At 73.6% G+C, this 15,646-nt stretch carries 15 protein-coding genes; 9 read left to right on the forward strand and 6 right to left on the reverse strand.

Annotated elements, in window-relative coordinates; translation table 11 throughout:
- Entirely contained in the window at window positions 1-939 is a 939-nt protein-coding gene (locus tag BMW85_RS03150) for a serine/threonine dehydratase (RefSeq protein WP_091076532.1), read from the reverse strand.
- 40 nt (window positions 940-979) lie between these two features.
- Complete coding sequence (locus tag BMW85_RS03155) at window positions 980-2,152, reverse strand: trans-sulfuration enzyme family protein (RefSeq protein WP_091076535.1); 1,173 nt, start codon at window positions 2,150-2,152, stop codon at window positions 980-982.
- 59 nt (window positions 2,153-2,211) lie between these two features.
- Between BMW85_RS03155 and BMW85_RS03160 the strand changes: the two genes are divergently transcribed.
- From BMW85_RS03160 to BMW85_RS03185, 6 genes are all read left to right on the forward strand, one after another.
- The gene (locus tag BMW85_RS03160; RefSeq protein WP_091076537.1) at window positions 2,212-3,642 is read left to right on the forward strand and encodes an aminotransferase-like domain-containing protein; all 1,431 of its coding nucleotides are present in this window, start codon (window positions 2,212-2,214) and stop codon (window positions 3,640-3,642) included.
- A gap of 73 nt (window positions 3,643-3,715) precedes the next feature.
- Window positions 3,716-4,369, forward strand: coding sequence for an alpha/beta hydrolase (locus tag BMW85_RS03165; protein WP_245774583.1), 654 nt, complete (start codon window positions 3,716-3,718; stop codon window positions 4,367-4,369).
- A gap of 46 nt (window positions 4,370-4,415) precedes the next feature.
- Window positions 4,416-5,330 carry an ABC transporter ATP-binding protein gene (locus BMW85_RS03170; RefSeq protein ID WP_091076542.1) on the forward strand — a complete coding sequence of 305 codons (915 nt, stop codon included), beginning with the start codon at window positions 4,416-4,418 and terminating at the stop codon, window positions 5,328-5,330.
- Window positions 5,327-6,046, forward strand: coding sequence for an ABC transporter permease (locus BMW85_RS03175; protein WP_091076544.1), 720 nt, complete (start codon window positions 5,327-5,329; stop codon window positions 6,044-6,046). Before BMW85_RS03170 ends, BMW85_RS03175 begins: the two co-directional genes overlap by 4 nt.
- A gap of 44 nt (window positions 6,047-6,090) precedes the next feature.
- Window positions 6,091-7,191: a sensor histidine kinase gene (locus tag BMW85_RS03180; RefSeq protein WP_091076547.1), complete on the forward strand. Its 1,101-nt coding sequence runs from the start codon at window positions 6,091-6,093 to the stop codon at window positions 7,189-7,191.
- Entirely contained in the window at window positions 7,188-7,793 is a 606-nt protein-coding gene (locus BMW85_RS03185; RefSeq protein ID WP_091076549.1) for a response regulator transcription factor, read from the forward strand. The genes BMW85_RS03180 and BMW85_RS03185 overlap by 4 nt, the downstream gene beginning before the upstream one ends.
- Window positions 7,794-7,796: 3 nt before the next feature.
- On the opposite strand, the gene npdG is transcribed toward BMW85_RS03185, so the two are convergent.
- Window positions 7,797-8,456, reverse strand: coding sequence for an NADPH-dependent F420 reductase (gene npdG / locus BMW85_RS03190; protein ID WP_177240465.1), 660 nt, complete (start codon window positions 8,454-8,456; stop codon window positions 7,797-7,799).
- A gap of 130 nt (window positions 8,457-8,586) precedes the next feature.
- On the opposite strand from npdG, the gene BMW85_RS03195 reads away from it, so the two are divergent.
- On the forward strand, window positions 8,587-9,165 hold the full coding sequence (locus tag BMW85_RS03195; protein WP_091076551.1) for a hypothetical protein: 579 nt from the start codon (window positions 8,587-8,589) through the stop codon (window positions 9,163-9,165).
- Window positions 9,166-9,199: 34 nt separating this feature from the next.
- Here the strand turns inward: BMW85_RS03195 and BMW85_RS03200 are convergent, their stop codons facing one another.
- On the reverse strand, window positions 9,200-10,153 hold the full coding sequence (locus BMW85_RS03200) for a LysR family transcriptional regulator (protein WP_091076553.1): 954 nt from the start codon (window positions 10,151-10,153) through the stop codon (window positions 9,200-9,202).
- A gap of 72 nt (window positions 10,154-10,225) precedes the next feature.
- On the opposite strand from BMW85_RS03200, the gene BMW85_RS03205 reads away from it, so the two are divergent.
- Complete coding sequence (locus tag BMW85_RS03205) at window positions 10,226-10,477, forward strand: CBU_0592 family membrane protein (RefSeq protein WP_091076555.1); 252 nt, start codon at window positions 10,226-10,228, stop codon at window positions 10,475-10,477.
- Window positions 10,474-11,118: a cyclase family protein gene (locus BMW85_RS03210; RefSeq protein WP_091076557.1), complete on the forward strand. Its 645-nt coding sequence runs from the start codon at window positions 10,474-10,476 to the stop codon at window positions 11,116-11,118. The genes BMW85_RS03205 and BMW85_RS03210 overlap by 4 nt, the downstream gene beginning before the upstream one ends.
- Before the next feature lie 60 nt (window positions 11,119-11,178).
- On the opposite strand, the gene BMW85_RS03215 is transcribed toward BMW85_RS03210, so the two are convergent.
- On the reverse strand, window positions 11,179-14,124 hold the full coding sequence (locus BMW85_RS03215; RefSeq protein WP_143082074.1) for a DUF6351 family protein: 2,946 nt from the start codon (window positions 14,122-14,124) through the stop codon (window positions 11,179-11,181).
- A 70-nt stretch (window positions 14,125-14,194) separates the two neighbouring features.
- Window positions 14,195-15,634 (reverse strand): hypothetical protein, encoded by a 1,440-nt coding sequence (locus BMW85_RS03220; RefSeq protein WP_143082075.1) that lies wholly within the window; start codon window positions 15,632-15,634, stop codon window positions 14,195-14,197.
- Window positions 15,635-15,646: the final 12 nt, after the last annotated feature.

Raw genomic sequence — 15,646 nt, forward strand, 5'->3', positions numbered from 1 at the left:
TCAGAGGCCGGCCGGATCGGTGTTGGAGCCGCAGACGACGACCGCCACCCGCTCCCCGTCCTCCGGCCGGTAGGCCCCGGAGAGCAGCGCCGCGTACGCCGCCGCCCCCGCGTGCTCGGCCACCACCCGGTGCCGCTCCCACAGGGTGCGCCGCGCCGCCACGATCGCCTCGTCCGGCACCAGCACGCTGCGCACGCGCGGCCCGGACAGGACGCCGAAGGCCAGCCCGCCGATCCTGCTGGCGCCCAGGGCGTCCGCGCCCACCCCGCTCACCCCGACGGGCACCGGCTCGCCCGCCCGCAGCGCCGCGTTCAGCGTGGGGATCAGCTCGGGCTCGACGGCCACGATCCGCGGCCCGCCGCCACCGCCGGCGTCGCCCGTCCCGAGGGTGATGCCGGCCGCGAAGCCGCCCCCGCCGACGGCCACCAGCACGCTGTCCACGCCGCCGGTCTGCTCCATGATCTCCAGCCCGGTCGTGCCCTGACCGGCGATCACCTCGGGCTGGTCGTAGGCGTGGACGGAGAGCGCGCCCGTCTCGGCGGCGCGCTTGGCCGCCGCCTCCGCCGCCTCGGCGTAGATCGCCCCGGTCTGGGTGACGTGCGCGCCCAGCGCCGCCAGCCCCGCCACCTTGACGGGGCTGGTCACCTCGGGCACGAAGATCTCGGCCCGCACGCCGAGCGTCCGCGCCGCGTACGCCACCGCGAGCCCGTGGTTGCCGCCGCTGGCCGCGATCACGCCGCTGTCCGGCAGCGTGCCCGCCGACAGGATCCGGTTGAACGCCCCGCGCACCTTGAACGACCCGGAGTGCTGCAGCAGCTCCAGCTTCATGAACAGCCCCGGCGAGACCTCCAGCACAGGCGTGCGCAGCACGAACCCGGCGATCCGCCGGGCGGCGGCGGCGACGTCCTCACGGGTGACGGCGGTCCCATCGGTGATCATGGCATTCTCCCGGGTGAGCGCGGACTGTACGTCTCGCAGGCTACGCGAGCGCCTGCGAGACATCGGCCCAGAGGTCCTCGGGATGCTCGATGCCGACCGCGATCCGCACGGTGCCCTCGCCGATGCCGTTCGCCGCCAGCTCCTCGGCGTTCAGCGAGCGGTGCGAGGTGGTCGCGGGGTGCATGACCAGCGTCTCGACCCCGCCGAGCGAGGGGGCGAGCATCGCCAGCCGCACCGCCTTCATGAACCTCTCCCCCGCAGCGCGTCCGCCCGCCAGTTCGAACGAGAACACCCCGCCGAACCCGGGCAGCAGCTTGCGCGCCAGCTCGTACGACGGATGCGAGGCGAGCCCCGGCCAGTGCACCGCCGACACCGCCGGGTGCTCGGCGAGCCGCGTGGCCAGGTGGTCGGCGTTGGCGCAGTGCCGCTCCATCCGGAGGGCGAGCGTCTGCAGCCCGCGCACCACCAGCCAGGCCGCGAACGGGTCGGCCGCGGCCCCCAGCTCGATCGAGAAACGCCAGATCCGCTCGTACAGCCCGGCGTCGGCGAAGACGGCGAGGCCGCCGATGACGTCGCTGTGCCCGGACATGTACTTGGTGGTGGAGTGCACGACGACGTCGGCCCCGTGCTCGATGGGCCGGCACAGCATCGGCGTGGCGAAGGTGTTGTCGACCATGGACAGCAGGCCGAGCTCGCGGGCCGTCGCGCACATGCCGGGCAGGTCGGCGACCAGCGTCGTCGGGTTGCTGATCGTCTCCAGGTAGACGAGCTTCGTCTCCGGCCGACGGGCGGCGCGCAGGGCGGCGGGGTCGTTCTCCGGCACGTACGTGACGCCGATGCCGAACCTGTCCGCGAGGTCGCCCAGCATCGCCGAGGTGCCGCCGTACAACGCCTGCTGGGCGATGAGGTGGTCGCCGGGCCTGAGCAGGCCGAGCAGGACGGTGTTGATCGCGCCCATGCCGGAGCCGGTGGCGATCGCGCCCGCGCCGCCCTCCAGCCCGGAGACGGCCAGTTCCAGGGAGCGGACGGTCGGGTTGGTGTAGCGCGAGTAGACGAACGGCCCGGACGGGTTCCCCATCGCGTCGGCCATGACCTCCGGGTCGGAGAAGGAGAACCCGGAGGTCTGGTAGATCGGCACGGTCATCGGACGGCTGCCGTCCACCGGCGCCTGAGGGATGCGCACGGTTCTGGTCTCTGGGCGGTAATCGGTCATGTCGCCAGGATCTCTCGTGGGGCCGCGCCGGTTGAGAGCCAATCGGGCAGAATTGGCTCATGAATGGGGCCAATCTCGACGACCTCATCGATCTGCTGGGCCGCTGGGCGTCCGGGCGCGGCCCGCTCTACCTGCTGCTGGCCGCCCGCCTCCGGGCGCTGATCGACGACGGCGTGCTGCCGCCCGGAGACCCGCTGCCGCCGGACCGGGTGCTGGCCCGGCGCCTCGCGGTGGGCCGGGGCACCGTGGTCGCCGCGTACGACCTGCTCCAGCAGGAGGGCCGGGTGACGCGCCGCCAGGGCAGCGGCACCCGGGTGGCCGCGCTCGACCTGCCCGCCAGCAGGACCGCGGCCGGCGTGCCCGCCAACCCGCTGCTGCTGCACCTCCTGCATCCGCCGGACGGGGTCGCGCTGCTCACTTGCGCCGCGCCCGACGACCCCCCGGAGGCGCTGCGCGAGGCGTACGAGGAGGCCGCCCGCTCCCTGTCCGGCCTGCGCGACCTGGGCTACCAGCCGGCGGGCAGCCCGGTGCTCCGCGCCGCGCTGGCCGCGTACTACACCGGGCGCGGGCTGCCCACCGAACCCGGGGAGATCATGGTGACGACGGGCGCCCAGCAGGCGCTCACGCTGCTCGCGGGCCTCCTCGTGGCGCCCGGCGACACCGTGCTGACCGAGTCGCCGACGTACCCGGGGGCGCTGGAGGTGTTCCGGCACGCGGCGGCCGTGGTCCGGCCGGTGACGCCGGAGGGGCTGGGCGCGGCGCTGCGGGAGCGGCCCGCCCTCGCCTACTTCGTCCCGACCGCCCGCAACCCGGACGGCGCGATCATGCCGGTCGCCGGGCGCCGGCGGCTGGCCGCGCTCGCCGCCGAGCACGACGTGCCGCTGGTCGACGACGAGGTCTGCGCCGAGCTGTGCTTCTCAGGGCCGGCGCCGCCGCCGCTCGCCGCGTTCGGGCGGGGCGAGCAGGTGATCACCGTCGGCTCGATGAGCAAGCTGGTCTGGGGCGGGCTGCGGGTCGGCTGGATCCGGGCCGCCGCCCCGCTGGTGTCGCGGCTGTCGCGGCTGCGGGCGGTGCACGACCTCGGGGGCGAGGTGGTCAGCCAGCTCGCCGCCGCCGCGCTGCTGCGCCGCCTGGACGAGGTACGCGGGCCACGGGTGCGCGCCCTGGCCGCCCGCCACGACCACCTGTGCGCCGAGCTGCGCGCACGGCTGCCGTCGTGGACGTTCGAGCCGGCCGGGGGCGGCCAGACGATCTGGGTCCGCGTCCCGCGCGGCGAGGTGGACGCCTTCGCCCAGGTGGCGCTGCGGCACGGGGTGGCGGTGCCGCCCGGCCGCTCGTTCGACCCGCTCGGGGGGCACGCCGACCACATGCGGCTGCATTTTCTGCTGCCCGCGGACGAGCTTTCGCGAGCGGTGAACAACCTGGCCCTGGCCTGGGCGGCCTTCGACGGCACGGGCCGCGCGGCGGCACGGCACACCCTGATCGTCTGAGAGTGTGGAGGGCGTGGAGACGACCTTCGTACTTGTGCACAGCCCCTCGGTCGGGCCCTCTACCTGGGCGCCGGTGGCGGAGTCGCTGGAGCGGCGCGGCCACGCCGTCGTGGTCCCCGACCTGACCGGCATCTCGGTGGGCGGCCCGCCCTACTGGCCGCGCGTCGTGGCCGCCGTGAGGGACGCCGTGACAGACAGTTCAGTGGGGGACGCCGGGCCCGGCTCGCCGCTCGTGCTCGTGGTGCACAGCAACGCCGGGTTCTTCCTGCCGGTGATCAAGGAAGGGCTGGGCGAGCGCGTGGTGGCGTGCGTGTTCACCGACGCCCACATCCCGCCGCCGGCCGGCCTCGTACGGGTCGCGGAGGAGGAGTTCCTGCCGTTCCTGCGCGGCCTGGCCGGCCCCGACGGCGTGCTGCCGCGCTGGACCGACTGGTGGGACGAGGAGGACGTGGCGGCGATGCTGCCCGACCCGGCCGTGCGGGCGCGGATGACTGCCGGGCAGCCGCGGCTGCCGCTCGACTACTACACGCAGTCCGTGCCGGTGCCCGCCGGGTGGGACGAGGTCCGGTGCTCCTTCCTGTGGTTCGGGCCGCCGTACGACGGGATCGCCGAGGAGGCCGGCCGGCGCGGCTGGCCGGTGACCCGGCTGACCGGCCTGCACCTGCACCAGCTCGTCGATCCCGAGGCCGTCGCCGACGCGCTGCGCAAGTTGTCCCGCAAGTCGTGAATTCCTCACTGCCGCCCGGAGCACCCGCCCGGCGATAGTCGGAGCCATGACGACGACGATCGCGGTGAACGGGCTCAGGAAGAGCCATCAAGGGTTCGAGGCGGTGCGGGACATCTCGTTCGAGGTGGCGGAGGGGGAGGTCTTCGCGCTGCTCGGCAGGAACGGCGCGGGCAAGACGACGACGGTCGAGGTGCTGGCCGGGTTCCAGCGGGCCGACGCGGGCGAGGTGCGGGTGCTCGGCCTCGACCCGCACACCGGCCGCGCGGCCCTGCGCCGCAGCACCGGGATCATGCTCCAGGAGGCCGGGTTCTTCCCCGACCTGACCGTGGCCGCCACCGTCGACATCTGGCGGGGCTTCATCGCCGCGCCCCGCCCGCGCGCCGAGGTCCTGGAGCTGGCCGGGCTGACCGGCCGCGCGGACGTACGCGTGCGGCAGCTCTCCGGCGGCGAGCGGCGGCGGCTCGATCTGGCGCTGGCGCTGCTGGGCCGGCCCCGGGTGCTGTTCCTCGACGAGCCGACCACCGGCATGGACCCGGAGGCGCGGGCGGCCACCTGGGACGTCGTCCGCGGCCTGGCCGCGGAGGGCGTGACGATCCTGCTGACCACCCACTACCTGGAGGAGGCGCAGCGCCTGGCCGACAGCATGGCGATCATGGACGCGGGCCGCATCGTGGCCGCCGGCGGCATGGCCGAGACGCTGGCCGGGCGGGCCGGGCGGGTGTCGTTCCTGCTGCCCGCGCACGTGGACCCCGGCGAGCTGCCGCTGCCGGTCGCGGTCGAGGACGGGCGGGCGGTGTGCCGCGCCGACGATCCCGACCTGGCCGCGCAGACGCTGCTGACCTGGGCCGCCGGGCGGGGGCTGCGGCTGGCGGGCCTGGAGGTGCGCCAGGCCACGCTGGAGGACCTCTTCCTCGACCTCGGCGGCGACGCCGAGCTCTCGCCGGCGGGAGGCGACCGATGAGCCTCGCCGCCACCTACCGCCTCGGCGCCCGCCTGTTCTGGCGGGACAAGCCCATGCTGTTCGCCTCCGTGGTCACGCCCGTGGGGCTGTCGATCGGGATGCCGCTGCTCATGCGGCACGTACGGGCCGACGGTCCGGCCGCCGCGGCCGAGATGTTCCCCGCCACGCTGGCCATCGTGCTGGCGATCACCGCGTTCATGAACATCACGGTCGCGCTGACCGGCCGCCGCGACCAGCTCGTGCTCAAGCGGCTGCGGGCGACCGAGCTGACCGACGGGCAGATCCTGGCCGGGCAGATCAGCTCCAACGCCACCCAGACGTTCCTGGTGATCGTGGCGTGCGCGGTGGCCGTGTTCCTGGCCGCCGGGGTCGCGCCGCCGCCGAACGTCCTCGTGGTCGCGCTGGTCGTGGCGGCGGGGTCGGCCGTGATGGCGCTGCTCGGCGCGGCGTACACGGCGGCGGTGCCACGGGCGGAGCTCGCGGCGGCGTACACGATGCCGGTCTTCCTCGTCGCCGGGGTGTCGGCGGGCGCGATGGGGCCGATCCCGCTGCCGTCGTGGCTGCGGCCCGCGCTGGACCTGCTGCCGACCTCGGTCGTCGTGGACGCGGTGCGCACCGGCGAGCCGCTCCGGGCGGCGCTGGTGCTGGCGGGATGGGCGGTGGCCGGGCTCGTGGCGCTGCGACTGTGGTTCCGCTGGGAACCCCGCCGATCCTGACACCACCGGTCCTGGACACCCTCACAAAAGGGACATAATCGGCTGTGCTCTCCACCCCGGCGCCCTCCGTTCCCGCCAGGCGGCTCGCGATCGTGCTCATCACGGCCGTGTCCGTCGCCTACACCGTCATCGCGCTGATGTACTTCCGGTGGGGCCCTGGCTGGGGCACGGTGTCCGCCCTTGTCATGCTCGCCGTCGTCGGCACCCACCACCTCAACATGCGGGCGGCGCTGCGCGGTGAGCGCTCCGCCCGCTTCCCGCTGCTGGTCGTGCTGCAGGCGGTGGCCACGTACCTGCCGGACTTCCTGCTGCCGAGCGGCGCCTCGGCCGTCGCCGCGCCGATGCTGGCGGGGACGCTGCTGGTGTTCCTGCCGCTCAGGTGGGCGTGCGCGCTGGTGGGGGTCGCGATGGCGTACGAGGGGTTCATCCTGTGGGGCGGCCTCGACTTCGCCGTCGTCACCGCCTTCTACGTGGTGAGCGTGCCGACGACGGGGGCGATGACGTACGCGCTGGTCCGCCTCGCCCGGACCGCCGAGGAGCTGGCGCGGGCGCGGGAGGAGCTGGCCGACGCCGCCGTGCTCAAGGAGCGGCTGCGCATCTCCCGCGACCTGCACGACGGCCTCGGACGCAGCCTCACCGCGATCGCGCTCAAGGGCGACCTCGCCACCCGCCTGCTGGACCGCGAGCCCGGCTCGGCCCGTACCGAGATGGGCGAGCTGGTACGGGTCGCCAGGGAGGCCGCCCAGGACGTGCGCCGGGTCGCCCGCGGCTACCGGGCGATGTCGCTGTCCGGAGAGGTGGACCGGGCGGCGGCGCTGCTGGAGTCGTCCGGCGTGAGCTGCCAGGCGCACCTGGCCGCCGTGACGCTGCCGCGCCCCTCCGAGGAGGCGCTGGCCTGGGGCGTGCGGGAGGCGGTCACCAACGTCCTGCGGCACAGCCGGGCCACCGTCTGCACGATCACCACCTCGACCGGCGACGGCAGGGCACGGCTGGAGATCGCCAACGACGGCGTCCCGCCCGGACCCGGACAGGCCGGCGGCGGCCTCACCGGCCTGGCCGAGCGCGCCGCCCAGGCGGGCGGCTCCTGCGCCGCCGCCCCGACGGGCGACGGCGGCTTCCTGCTGGCCATGGAGGTGCCCGCGTGATCAGGATCCTGCTGGCCGAGGACATGCACATGATCAGGGCCGCGCTCACCGCCCTGCTGCGACTGGAGCCCGACCTCGAGGTCACGGCCGAGGTGACGCGCGGCGACGAGATCGTGCCCACCGCGCTGCGGATCCTCCCCGACGTCGCCGTCGTGGACATCGACCTGCCCGTGCTCGACGGCATCACCGCCGCCGCCGAGCTGCGCGAGCGGCTGCCGTCCTGCCGGATCCTCATCCTCACCGCGCTCGGCCGGCCCGGCCAGATGCGGCGCGCGCTGGCCGCCGGGATCGAGGCGTTCCTCGTCAAGGACGCCCCCGCCGAGCGGCTGGCCGACGCCGTACGCCGGACCGCGGCGGGCCTCCGGGTGCTGGACGCCGAGCTGGTGTCGGCCGCGATGGAGTACGGCGAGAGCCCGCTCACCCCGCGCGAGGCCACCGTGCTCAGGGAGGCGGCGCGCGGCGCGTCCGCCGAGGACATCGCCGCCCGCCTGCACCTGTCCTCCGGCACCGTACGCAACTACCTGACGGCCGCGATCACCAAGACCGGCGCCCGCAACAAGATCGACGCGATCCGCGTCGCCGAGGACGCCGGCTGGCTGTGACACTCAGATGTCGGTGATCCGCAGCCCGGCGTGCGCCTTGTAGCGGCGGTTGACCGAGATGAGGTTGGCGGTGAACGCCTCGATCTGGTGGGCGTTGCGCAGCCGCCCGCCGTACACACCGCGCACCCCCGGGATCACCGCGGCCAGCGCCTGCACCGTGTCGGTCGCCTCGCGGTCGTCGCCCAGCACCAGCACGTCCAGGTCCACCTTGTCCACCGCCGGGTCCAGCAGCACGACCGCCGAGACGTGGTGGAACGCCGCCACCACCCGGCTGTCCGGCAGCACCGCCGAGGCCTGCTGCGCGGCGCTGCCCTCCTCGACGGGCAGCGCGTAGGCGCCCTGCTTGTCGAAGCCGAGCGGGTTCACGCAGTCCACCACGATCTTGCCGGCCAGCTCGGCGCGCAGCGACTCCAGCAACGCCTTGTGTCCCTCGTACGGGACGGCCACGATCACCAGGTCGGCCTCCTTGGCGACGTCGGCGTTCGCCGCGCCGCGCGCGCCCGCCCCGATGGTCCCGGCCGCCTCCTGGGCGCGCTCCGCGCTGCGGGAGCCGATGAGGACCGGGTGCCCGGCCAGCGCGAACCGCCGCGCCAGCCCCTTCCCCTGGTCGCCGGTGCCGCCGAGGATGCCGATGGAGAGCCCGTTCACGTTCACGTCAGTCATGCCTCGCATCATGCCAGCCGCCTTGCGCGTGACGAGCGCGAGGGCTCGCTGACCGCCGGAGCGCACAGGCTGTCAAACCGTCACTTCCGAAACAGCTCCCTCGTACGGGACCGTCCGGCACCATGGACGCATGGACTCGGGATCGGTGGCACTCCTGCGCGAACTGCTGGCCCGTACGAGCTGGCTCGACCGCGCCCGTGACCTCGGCCAGGCGCTGCGCGCCACCCGCTCCCCCGGCGGGCTGCTGCTGGTCGGCACCCCCGACGAGGAGCCCTGGCACCTGACCGCCCACCTCGCCGACGAGGCGCGCTTCTCCGGGCTGCCGCAGCTCACCCCCACGCTGGTGCGCTGGGCGCCGCCCGCCGACGCCCCCGCCCACCTGCGGGTCGGCCTCGACCGGCTGGAGCGGACGGCGCGCGGGGAGACGTTGTTCGTGCTGGCCGAGCAGCGGGCGCCGGTGCCGCTGCTGGAGCGGGTGGACGACGCCCGCCGCACCGGCGCCACCGTCCTCGCCCTCGGTGGCGGCGACCGGGAGCTGGCGGGGCTGGCGCACGACGCGCTGGAGGTGCCGCGCGAGGGGCTGGTCACCTTCGACGGCGCCCAGCACCTGGTGAGCGCGGCGGCCGGCGAGGTGGAGCAGCGCCTCGGCCTCCGCGGCCGCCTCGCCCGCCTCCTGGACAGGGTCAGCGGCCCCCACCTCCCCGACTGACCGCCGGCCCCGGCACTCCCCCGAGACCGATGGTTCAGGCGGGGTCGGGCTGGGGGCGGAGGCGGCCGCTCAAGGGGGCCTGGAGTGCCGCCGTGGCCTCCTCGATCGCGGCGATCACCACCGCCTGCACCGGGTCGGGCTCGCCCGACCGGGTCCTGCTCACCCGGGTGACCGCGTCCAGCCGCCGCGCCCCCACGTCCCGCAGCTCGCTCACCCGCACCTCCCCCTCGGGTACGTCCAGCAGCGCCAGCGCCGGCACGATCGCCACCCCGTGCCCCGCCGCCACGAGCGCCAGCGTCGGCCCGAACTCGGTGATGACGTGCACCTTCCGCGGCTCGAACCCGTGCAGCCCCGCCAGCCGTTCCAGCGCCTGCCCGCACGCCTGGTTCGGCTCGCCGGCCACCCACGGCAGCCGGGCCAGGTCGGCGACCGTGCGCGGCGGGTCCGGCAGGCCGGGCGGCAGCACGATGCGGTACTCGTCCACGTACAGTAGGCGCGTGCTGAGCGACGGCTGGGTCAGCGCGGGCAGCCCCATGTCCTGCTCGGTGATGAGCAGGTCCACCGCGCCGAGCCGCAGCTCCTGCAGCGCGGGCCGGCCGTAGATCTCGTGGATGGTGGGGACGATCTTCGGGTGGCGTTCGGCCAGGGCGCGCAGGGCGGGCACCAGGATGTGCTTGATGAAGGTGGGGAACGCCGCGATGCGCACCGGCCCGGCCAGCCGCTCGGTGAAGCGGGTGAGCTCGCGCCGGGCCTCCAGCAGCTCCTCCTCCACCCGCTCGGCGTAGCCGGCCAGCACCCGTCCGGCGGGGGTGAGCGACACGCTGCGCTGGGAGCGGTCGATGAGGGCCAGCCCGACCTCGCGTTCGAGCTGGGCGAGCTGCTGGGAGACCGCGGAGGGGGTCAGGTGGAGGGCCTCGGCGGCCCGCATGACGCCGCCGCGGCGGGCGACCTCGTGCAGGACCCGCAGCCGCCGGGGGTCGATGTCCATACAGCCCAGCTTACGGGGATCTTAAGGTTTCTTTATTTGTGCTTTACCGCGAACGGCCAGGACAATTGTGGCATGGATCTCCTTCTCGCGTTCGTCGGCTGGGCGGGCGCGGCCGTCCTGCTCGCGGCCTACGCCCTCGTCTCATCCGGGCGCATTCAGGGCGACGGGCTGACATATCAGCTCATGAACCTCTTCGGCGCGGTCGGGCTCATGGTCAACAGCGCCTGGAGCGCCGCCTGGCCGTCGGCCGGGCTCAACCTCGTCTGGGCCGCCATCGGCGTGGTCGCCCTCGTCAAGCTCGCCAAGGTCGGGGCGGCGAGATGATCGTCGAGCTCAGCCACCGCGTCCACGACGGCCTGGTGACCTATCCCGGCATCCCGGCTCCGCGCCTCGGCGTCCATCTGAGCAGGGAGGACTCACGCGCCCTCTACGCCCCGGGCACCGAGTTCCACATCGCCACGATCACCCTGGCCGCCAACACGGGCACATATGTGGACACGCCCTTCCACCGCTACCCCGACGGCCAGGACCTCGCCGGGATGCCGTTGGATCGGCTCGCCGACCTGCCCGGCCTGGTGGTGCGGGCCGAGGGGCCGGGCCGCGCGGTGACCGTCGACCGGAGCCTCGACGTACGCGGCAAGGCCGTGCTCCTGCACACCGGCTGGGACCGCCACTTCGGCACCGACGCCTACTTCGACGGCCACCCCTACCTGGCGCCGGAGTCGGCCGCGTGGCTGGCCGAGCAGGGCGCGGCGCTGGTCGGGATCGACTCGCTCAACCTCGACGACACCCCGCCGCACGGCGAACGCCCCGCCCACACCGTCCTGCTGGGGGCGGGGATCCCGCTGGTGGAGCACCTGACGAACCTGGCGGCCCTGCCCGAGGAGGGTTTCCGCCTGCACGCCGCGCCCCCCATGATCGCGGGCATGGGGACCTTCACCGTACGGGCCTACGCGGTGCTGTGACCGCCGGCGGGCAGCGCGGCGGCGAGCCGGGTGATCCGCCCGCCGCCTTGCCGCCCGTCGTCAGAAGCGCTGCCAGGTGTTCTTCGTGCGCTGCTGGGACACTCCCGGCTTGGAGTAGTCGCACACGCCCTGAGGGAAGATCGTCCGCAGCCGCTCCCACTGCTGGTCCGTCCACCGCACCGCGTAACCGTCACGCTTCAGCTTGGTCAGCCGGCACGTGATGATGTCGGCGGTGACGTCCTCCCCCGCCACCTCCCGGGGGAAGGACGCGGTCGGGTAGAGCCGCTCGCACGCGCTCGCCGGATCGCGCTCAAGTGTCTCGGCCACGAACCGCGGCTTCTCGTCACGGGTGTTGCAGCCCTCCACCAGGGTGTTCGGCCGCGCGGTGGTGATCCGCTGGATCGACTTGCCCCCGGGGCGGAGGCCCGCGAGGTTCGTCAGCCAGTGGTCCATCTGGGTCACGGCGTGCCGCACCAGCGCGCTCTCGGTGCTGAACAGCCCGTATCGGGCGTCCTCCAGCAGGCTGACGTGGTTGGCCGCCGTCCCGTTGGCCTCCTTCAGCCGCTCCCGCATGGAGAAGGTGTGGTAGCGGACGTGGATGTCGCCCCAGGACACGTCGTCCCAGTACGAGCGGTAGTCGATGATCGGCGTCGTGGCCAGCCCGCGACCGCCGCTGATCACCCGCCCGGTGCGGTACGCGATCTTGGTGGCCGCCGGGTCGGCCTCGGTCCGCCGCGGCACGACGTTCGCGTCGGCGTCGAGGCCGCCGATGCGCTCGTTGAGGTCGAGGAACTGCTCCGGCGTGATGGCGCCGTCCTTCAGCGCGCCGAGCCCGTACTGGATGCCGACGTTGTCCAGCGGCCTGCGGGCGAAGCCGGTGGCCGGGTCGGCGCCGTAGATGTTGATCATGTGGTCGTAGACGCCGCAGCGCACGCCGCCACGATTGGTGTCCGGGTTGTAGCGCTGCTGCTCGGGGACCATGTCGCAGTCCAGCCGCGGGTCGATCCTGTTGGCGCCCCGCGACATGGCGGACACCATGGCCGCCGTCGCGAAGCCGGAGGCCTTGCGCTTCTGCTCGTCCGTCCACGCGACCGTCGTGCCGGAGGCGAAGTAGGTGTCGAGCAGCCGCGCGTCGGTGAGGAAGTTGACCGTGCTGATGCCGACCTCGGGGAACGAGCAGCCGACGACGATGCCGTCGAAGATGCCCGGGTAGTTGTCGGCGATCTGGTGAGCCTGGTAGGACCCGCCCGAGCAGCCGTAGCCGATCGTGTGCTCGACCGGCCCGTGCCTCTCGACGAACAGTTCCTTCGTCATCATCGCCGTCTCGGCCGCCGTGACGTCGTTGCAGTTGTTGCCGAAGACGTTCAGCGAGGACGACATCAGCGCGAACCCGCGGCCGAGCATGAACGCGTCGGTGACGGTGCCGGTGCCGCTGCCCGACCGGTACCACCCGCCGGCGCAGCCGCCGCCGAGGGTGAACACGGCCCGGCCGTTCCAGCCCGCGGGACGCACCGCGGGCGAGCGCGCGGGCTCGGCCAGCAGGTCGTGCAGCATGCTCATCTGGACCACCGCGCGGTTGGCGGTGGACGTCTCCATCCGGACGATGAACTTGACCGTGACGCCGAGCGAGTTCGTCGTGGTGGCCAGGTCGGAGGGGTAGGCGGTGGCGCCGGCCGGCCACGCCTTATAGGCGTTGCCGGTGGTCCGGTAGAAGTAGTCGACCCGGGGGGCGATCGTGCAGTCCGCGTCGAGCGGCTCACCGAGCCTGCCGCCGATCACCGGGATCGCGAACGCCGCGGTCTCGCAGGCGAACGGCCGCTCGTGCGGGCCGGAGAACACCGGGCCCTGAGCGGGGTGGTTGACCAGCGTGATCGAGGCGCGCGGCCCGCCGGGCGTCCGCGTGGTGACCTCGACGGTGTTCTTGCCCTCCCGCAGCCCGGTCACCAGCCCGAGGAGCTCGCCGGCGCCCGACCCGGCCTGGAAGGCCGGTGTGACGTCGGTCTGGCCGTTCACCGTCACCTGGAGGTTCTCGCGCGTGACGGCGCGGGGCAGCGCGATGCGGAGCAGCGAGTCGCCGCCGGTCACCATGTCGGGCCTGCCGGAGATCGCGGAGATCCCGAGCTCGTCCGGCCTCGACTCGTCCGGCCCGGCGGTCACGGTGATGGTGACGGTCGCGGTCGAGCGCTCGGAGTCGTCGCCGACCCCGTAGGTGAACGTGTCGACGCCGACGTACCCGCGGTCGGGCCGGTAGCGGAACGACCCGTCCGCGGACGTCGTCAGGGTGCCGTGGGCCGGCTCGGACCACGCCGTCACCGCGGGCGTGACGCCGTCGGGGAAGCTGTCGTTGCCGAGCACGCCGGGCGCGTCGGCCACCAGCTCGGTCCCCTGCGTGACGGTGCGGAAGTCGTCGGCGGCGGTGGGGCGCGGCGTGGGCGGTCCCTCGCCGGGCGCTCTGACGACCAGCTCGTACAGGCGGGCCGCGTTCGTGCTGTGCCGCGACTTCTTGGTGATCACCAGGCGGAGCGTGTCGGTCGTGAGGTCGGTGCTGAACGTGACCACCGGCTTGGTGTTGTCGACCGCGGTCCCGACGGTCACCCAGCCGTCATCGGTCTGGGCCTCGACGGTGAAGTCCACCAGGACCGTGTCGGCGTACGGGTTGGGCCAGCCGGAACCGCTGTAGATCCCGACCGTGCCGACCCGGGTCCGGGCCGGGAACTTGATCGTCAGTGTGGGGGTGGCGTCGGCCGCCGACGACATCCAGCGGGAGGACTCCGCGCACAGGCCGTCGATGGCGTTCTTCGCGCCGTAACTGGAGCTGAAGGTCGAGGACGCCGTGACGGTCGCCCCCATCGCCCGATGACCGGTGCATTCGATGTCCGATGCCAGGGCGGAGTTCTGAGTGGTGGTCTCGGCCGACAGCGATGGGGCGGTCAGACTGCCCGATGCCAGCAGGGCGGTGGTCAGCAGCGCGATGACCGAGGACCTCAGGTGCATCCTCGCGGACACGACGTCTCCTCGTCTACGTGGTGGGGGGTGAGGGCCCGCCGGCCGCGTGGCCGGCGGGCCTGGCGATCACTCAGGGGCCGTCGGGGTAGGTGAGGTGGACCCGGATGTTGGTCCAGTTCTGCGGGCAGTTGGCCGCCTGGCAGGTGCTGGGGTCGTGCACGCCGGTGAACTCCGGGCTCAGCTGCCAGGTCTTGCCGTAGTCGTAGGAGACCTCGAAGTAGGTGGACTGGCCGAGGTCGGCCGGGTCGAACGTGGTGCGGGCGTACATGCCGAACACCGGCGCGATCGCCTCCCAGCCCGGGGAGAACGAGGGCTTGCCGTCGATGATGTACCGCTTGTCGAACAGCCGCTTCGGGTCCGCGCCGACCGGGCCGACGATGAGCCACTGGGGCCGGCCCATGAAGGAGTTCTGGCCGAGGTCGTTGCTGAGGAACTTCACGTGGTTCGCCGGGACGATCTGGAAGCCGCCGCGGACGTTCTCGTCCCAGCTGAAGCCGACGTACGGCGAGGTCGAGAAGGTCATCGCGCCGGGGTGGTTGGTGTCCATCTGGCCGACGTGGGCGAACTCCGTGCCGCCGAAGCGCCCGGTGCCCTCGACCCGCTGGACGACGTCGGCGACCTGGCGCTTCGCGCCCTTGGCGTAGCCGACGTAGATGCCGCCGTTCTTCGTGTGCGTCTTGCCCGCGACCGTGTCACCCGCGGCCCAGTTCTCGAACTCGATGTAGGTCGGCGAGGCGTTGCGCACCAGGGGCTGGTAGGCGGTGAAGCGCAGCTTGCGCGGGGGCGCCGCGTCCGGGTTCGCGCGGAAGTGCTCGGCGATGGGGCTCCAGTCCTGCTTCGCCTCGTCGAAGTAGGACAGCGGCGCGCCGGTGGGCAGCGAGCTCTTCCCGCCGAAGATGCCGGAGCCGCCCGGGATGTCGGTGTAGATGGTGTCGGCCAGCCAGTTGCCCCAGTCGGCGCCGATGTACCGGTCGGGCCGGATGTTGAGCAGGCTGGTGGTCCAGTCGCGCTCGCCGGTGGCCGGGTCGAAGTTCTCGTAGCGCAGCGGGTCGTAGCTCTCCTCCGGCCAGACCTTGGAGCGCAGCACGTAGACCGACGTGGCGAGCAGGTGGCCCGCGGTGCCGTTGATGGCGCGGGAGTACTTCGACGCCCAGAAACCGTCGTTGGCCTTGACGGTGGCGGTCGCCGGCCGCTGCACGTGCCCGAGCACGGTACGCGTGCCGTCCAGCGCGACGTGCTCGATGGCGCCGCCCGTGGAGTTGTCGATCTCGACGTGGAACTGCGCGACGAAGCGCGGCTTGTTCTCCGGCGTGGCGTGCGGGGGGATCGGCGTTCCCACCATGTTGCTGATGCCCGCGGGGGGACCGCCGCGGTTGTCCCCGGTGGGCGCAGCGCCGTCCGCGGTGGCCGCGGTGGCGGGGGCGAGCAGCGCCACCGTCGCGAGGCTCACGCACCACAGGCGGGCGGCGCGACGTCGGCGGGTGGTCGTGGTGTGGGGGGTGGCTTGCATGGTGTCCGAGCG

The organism is Nonomuraea wenchangensis, from assembly GCF_900111685.1.
Classification (GTDB): domain Bacteria; phylum Actinomycetota; class Actinomycetes; order Streptosporangiales; family Streptosporangiaceae; genus Nonomuraea; species Nonomuraea wenchangensis.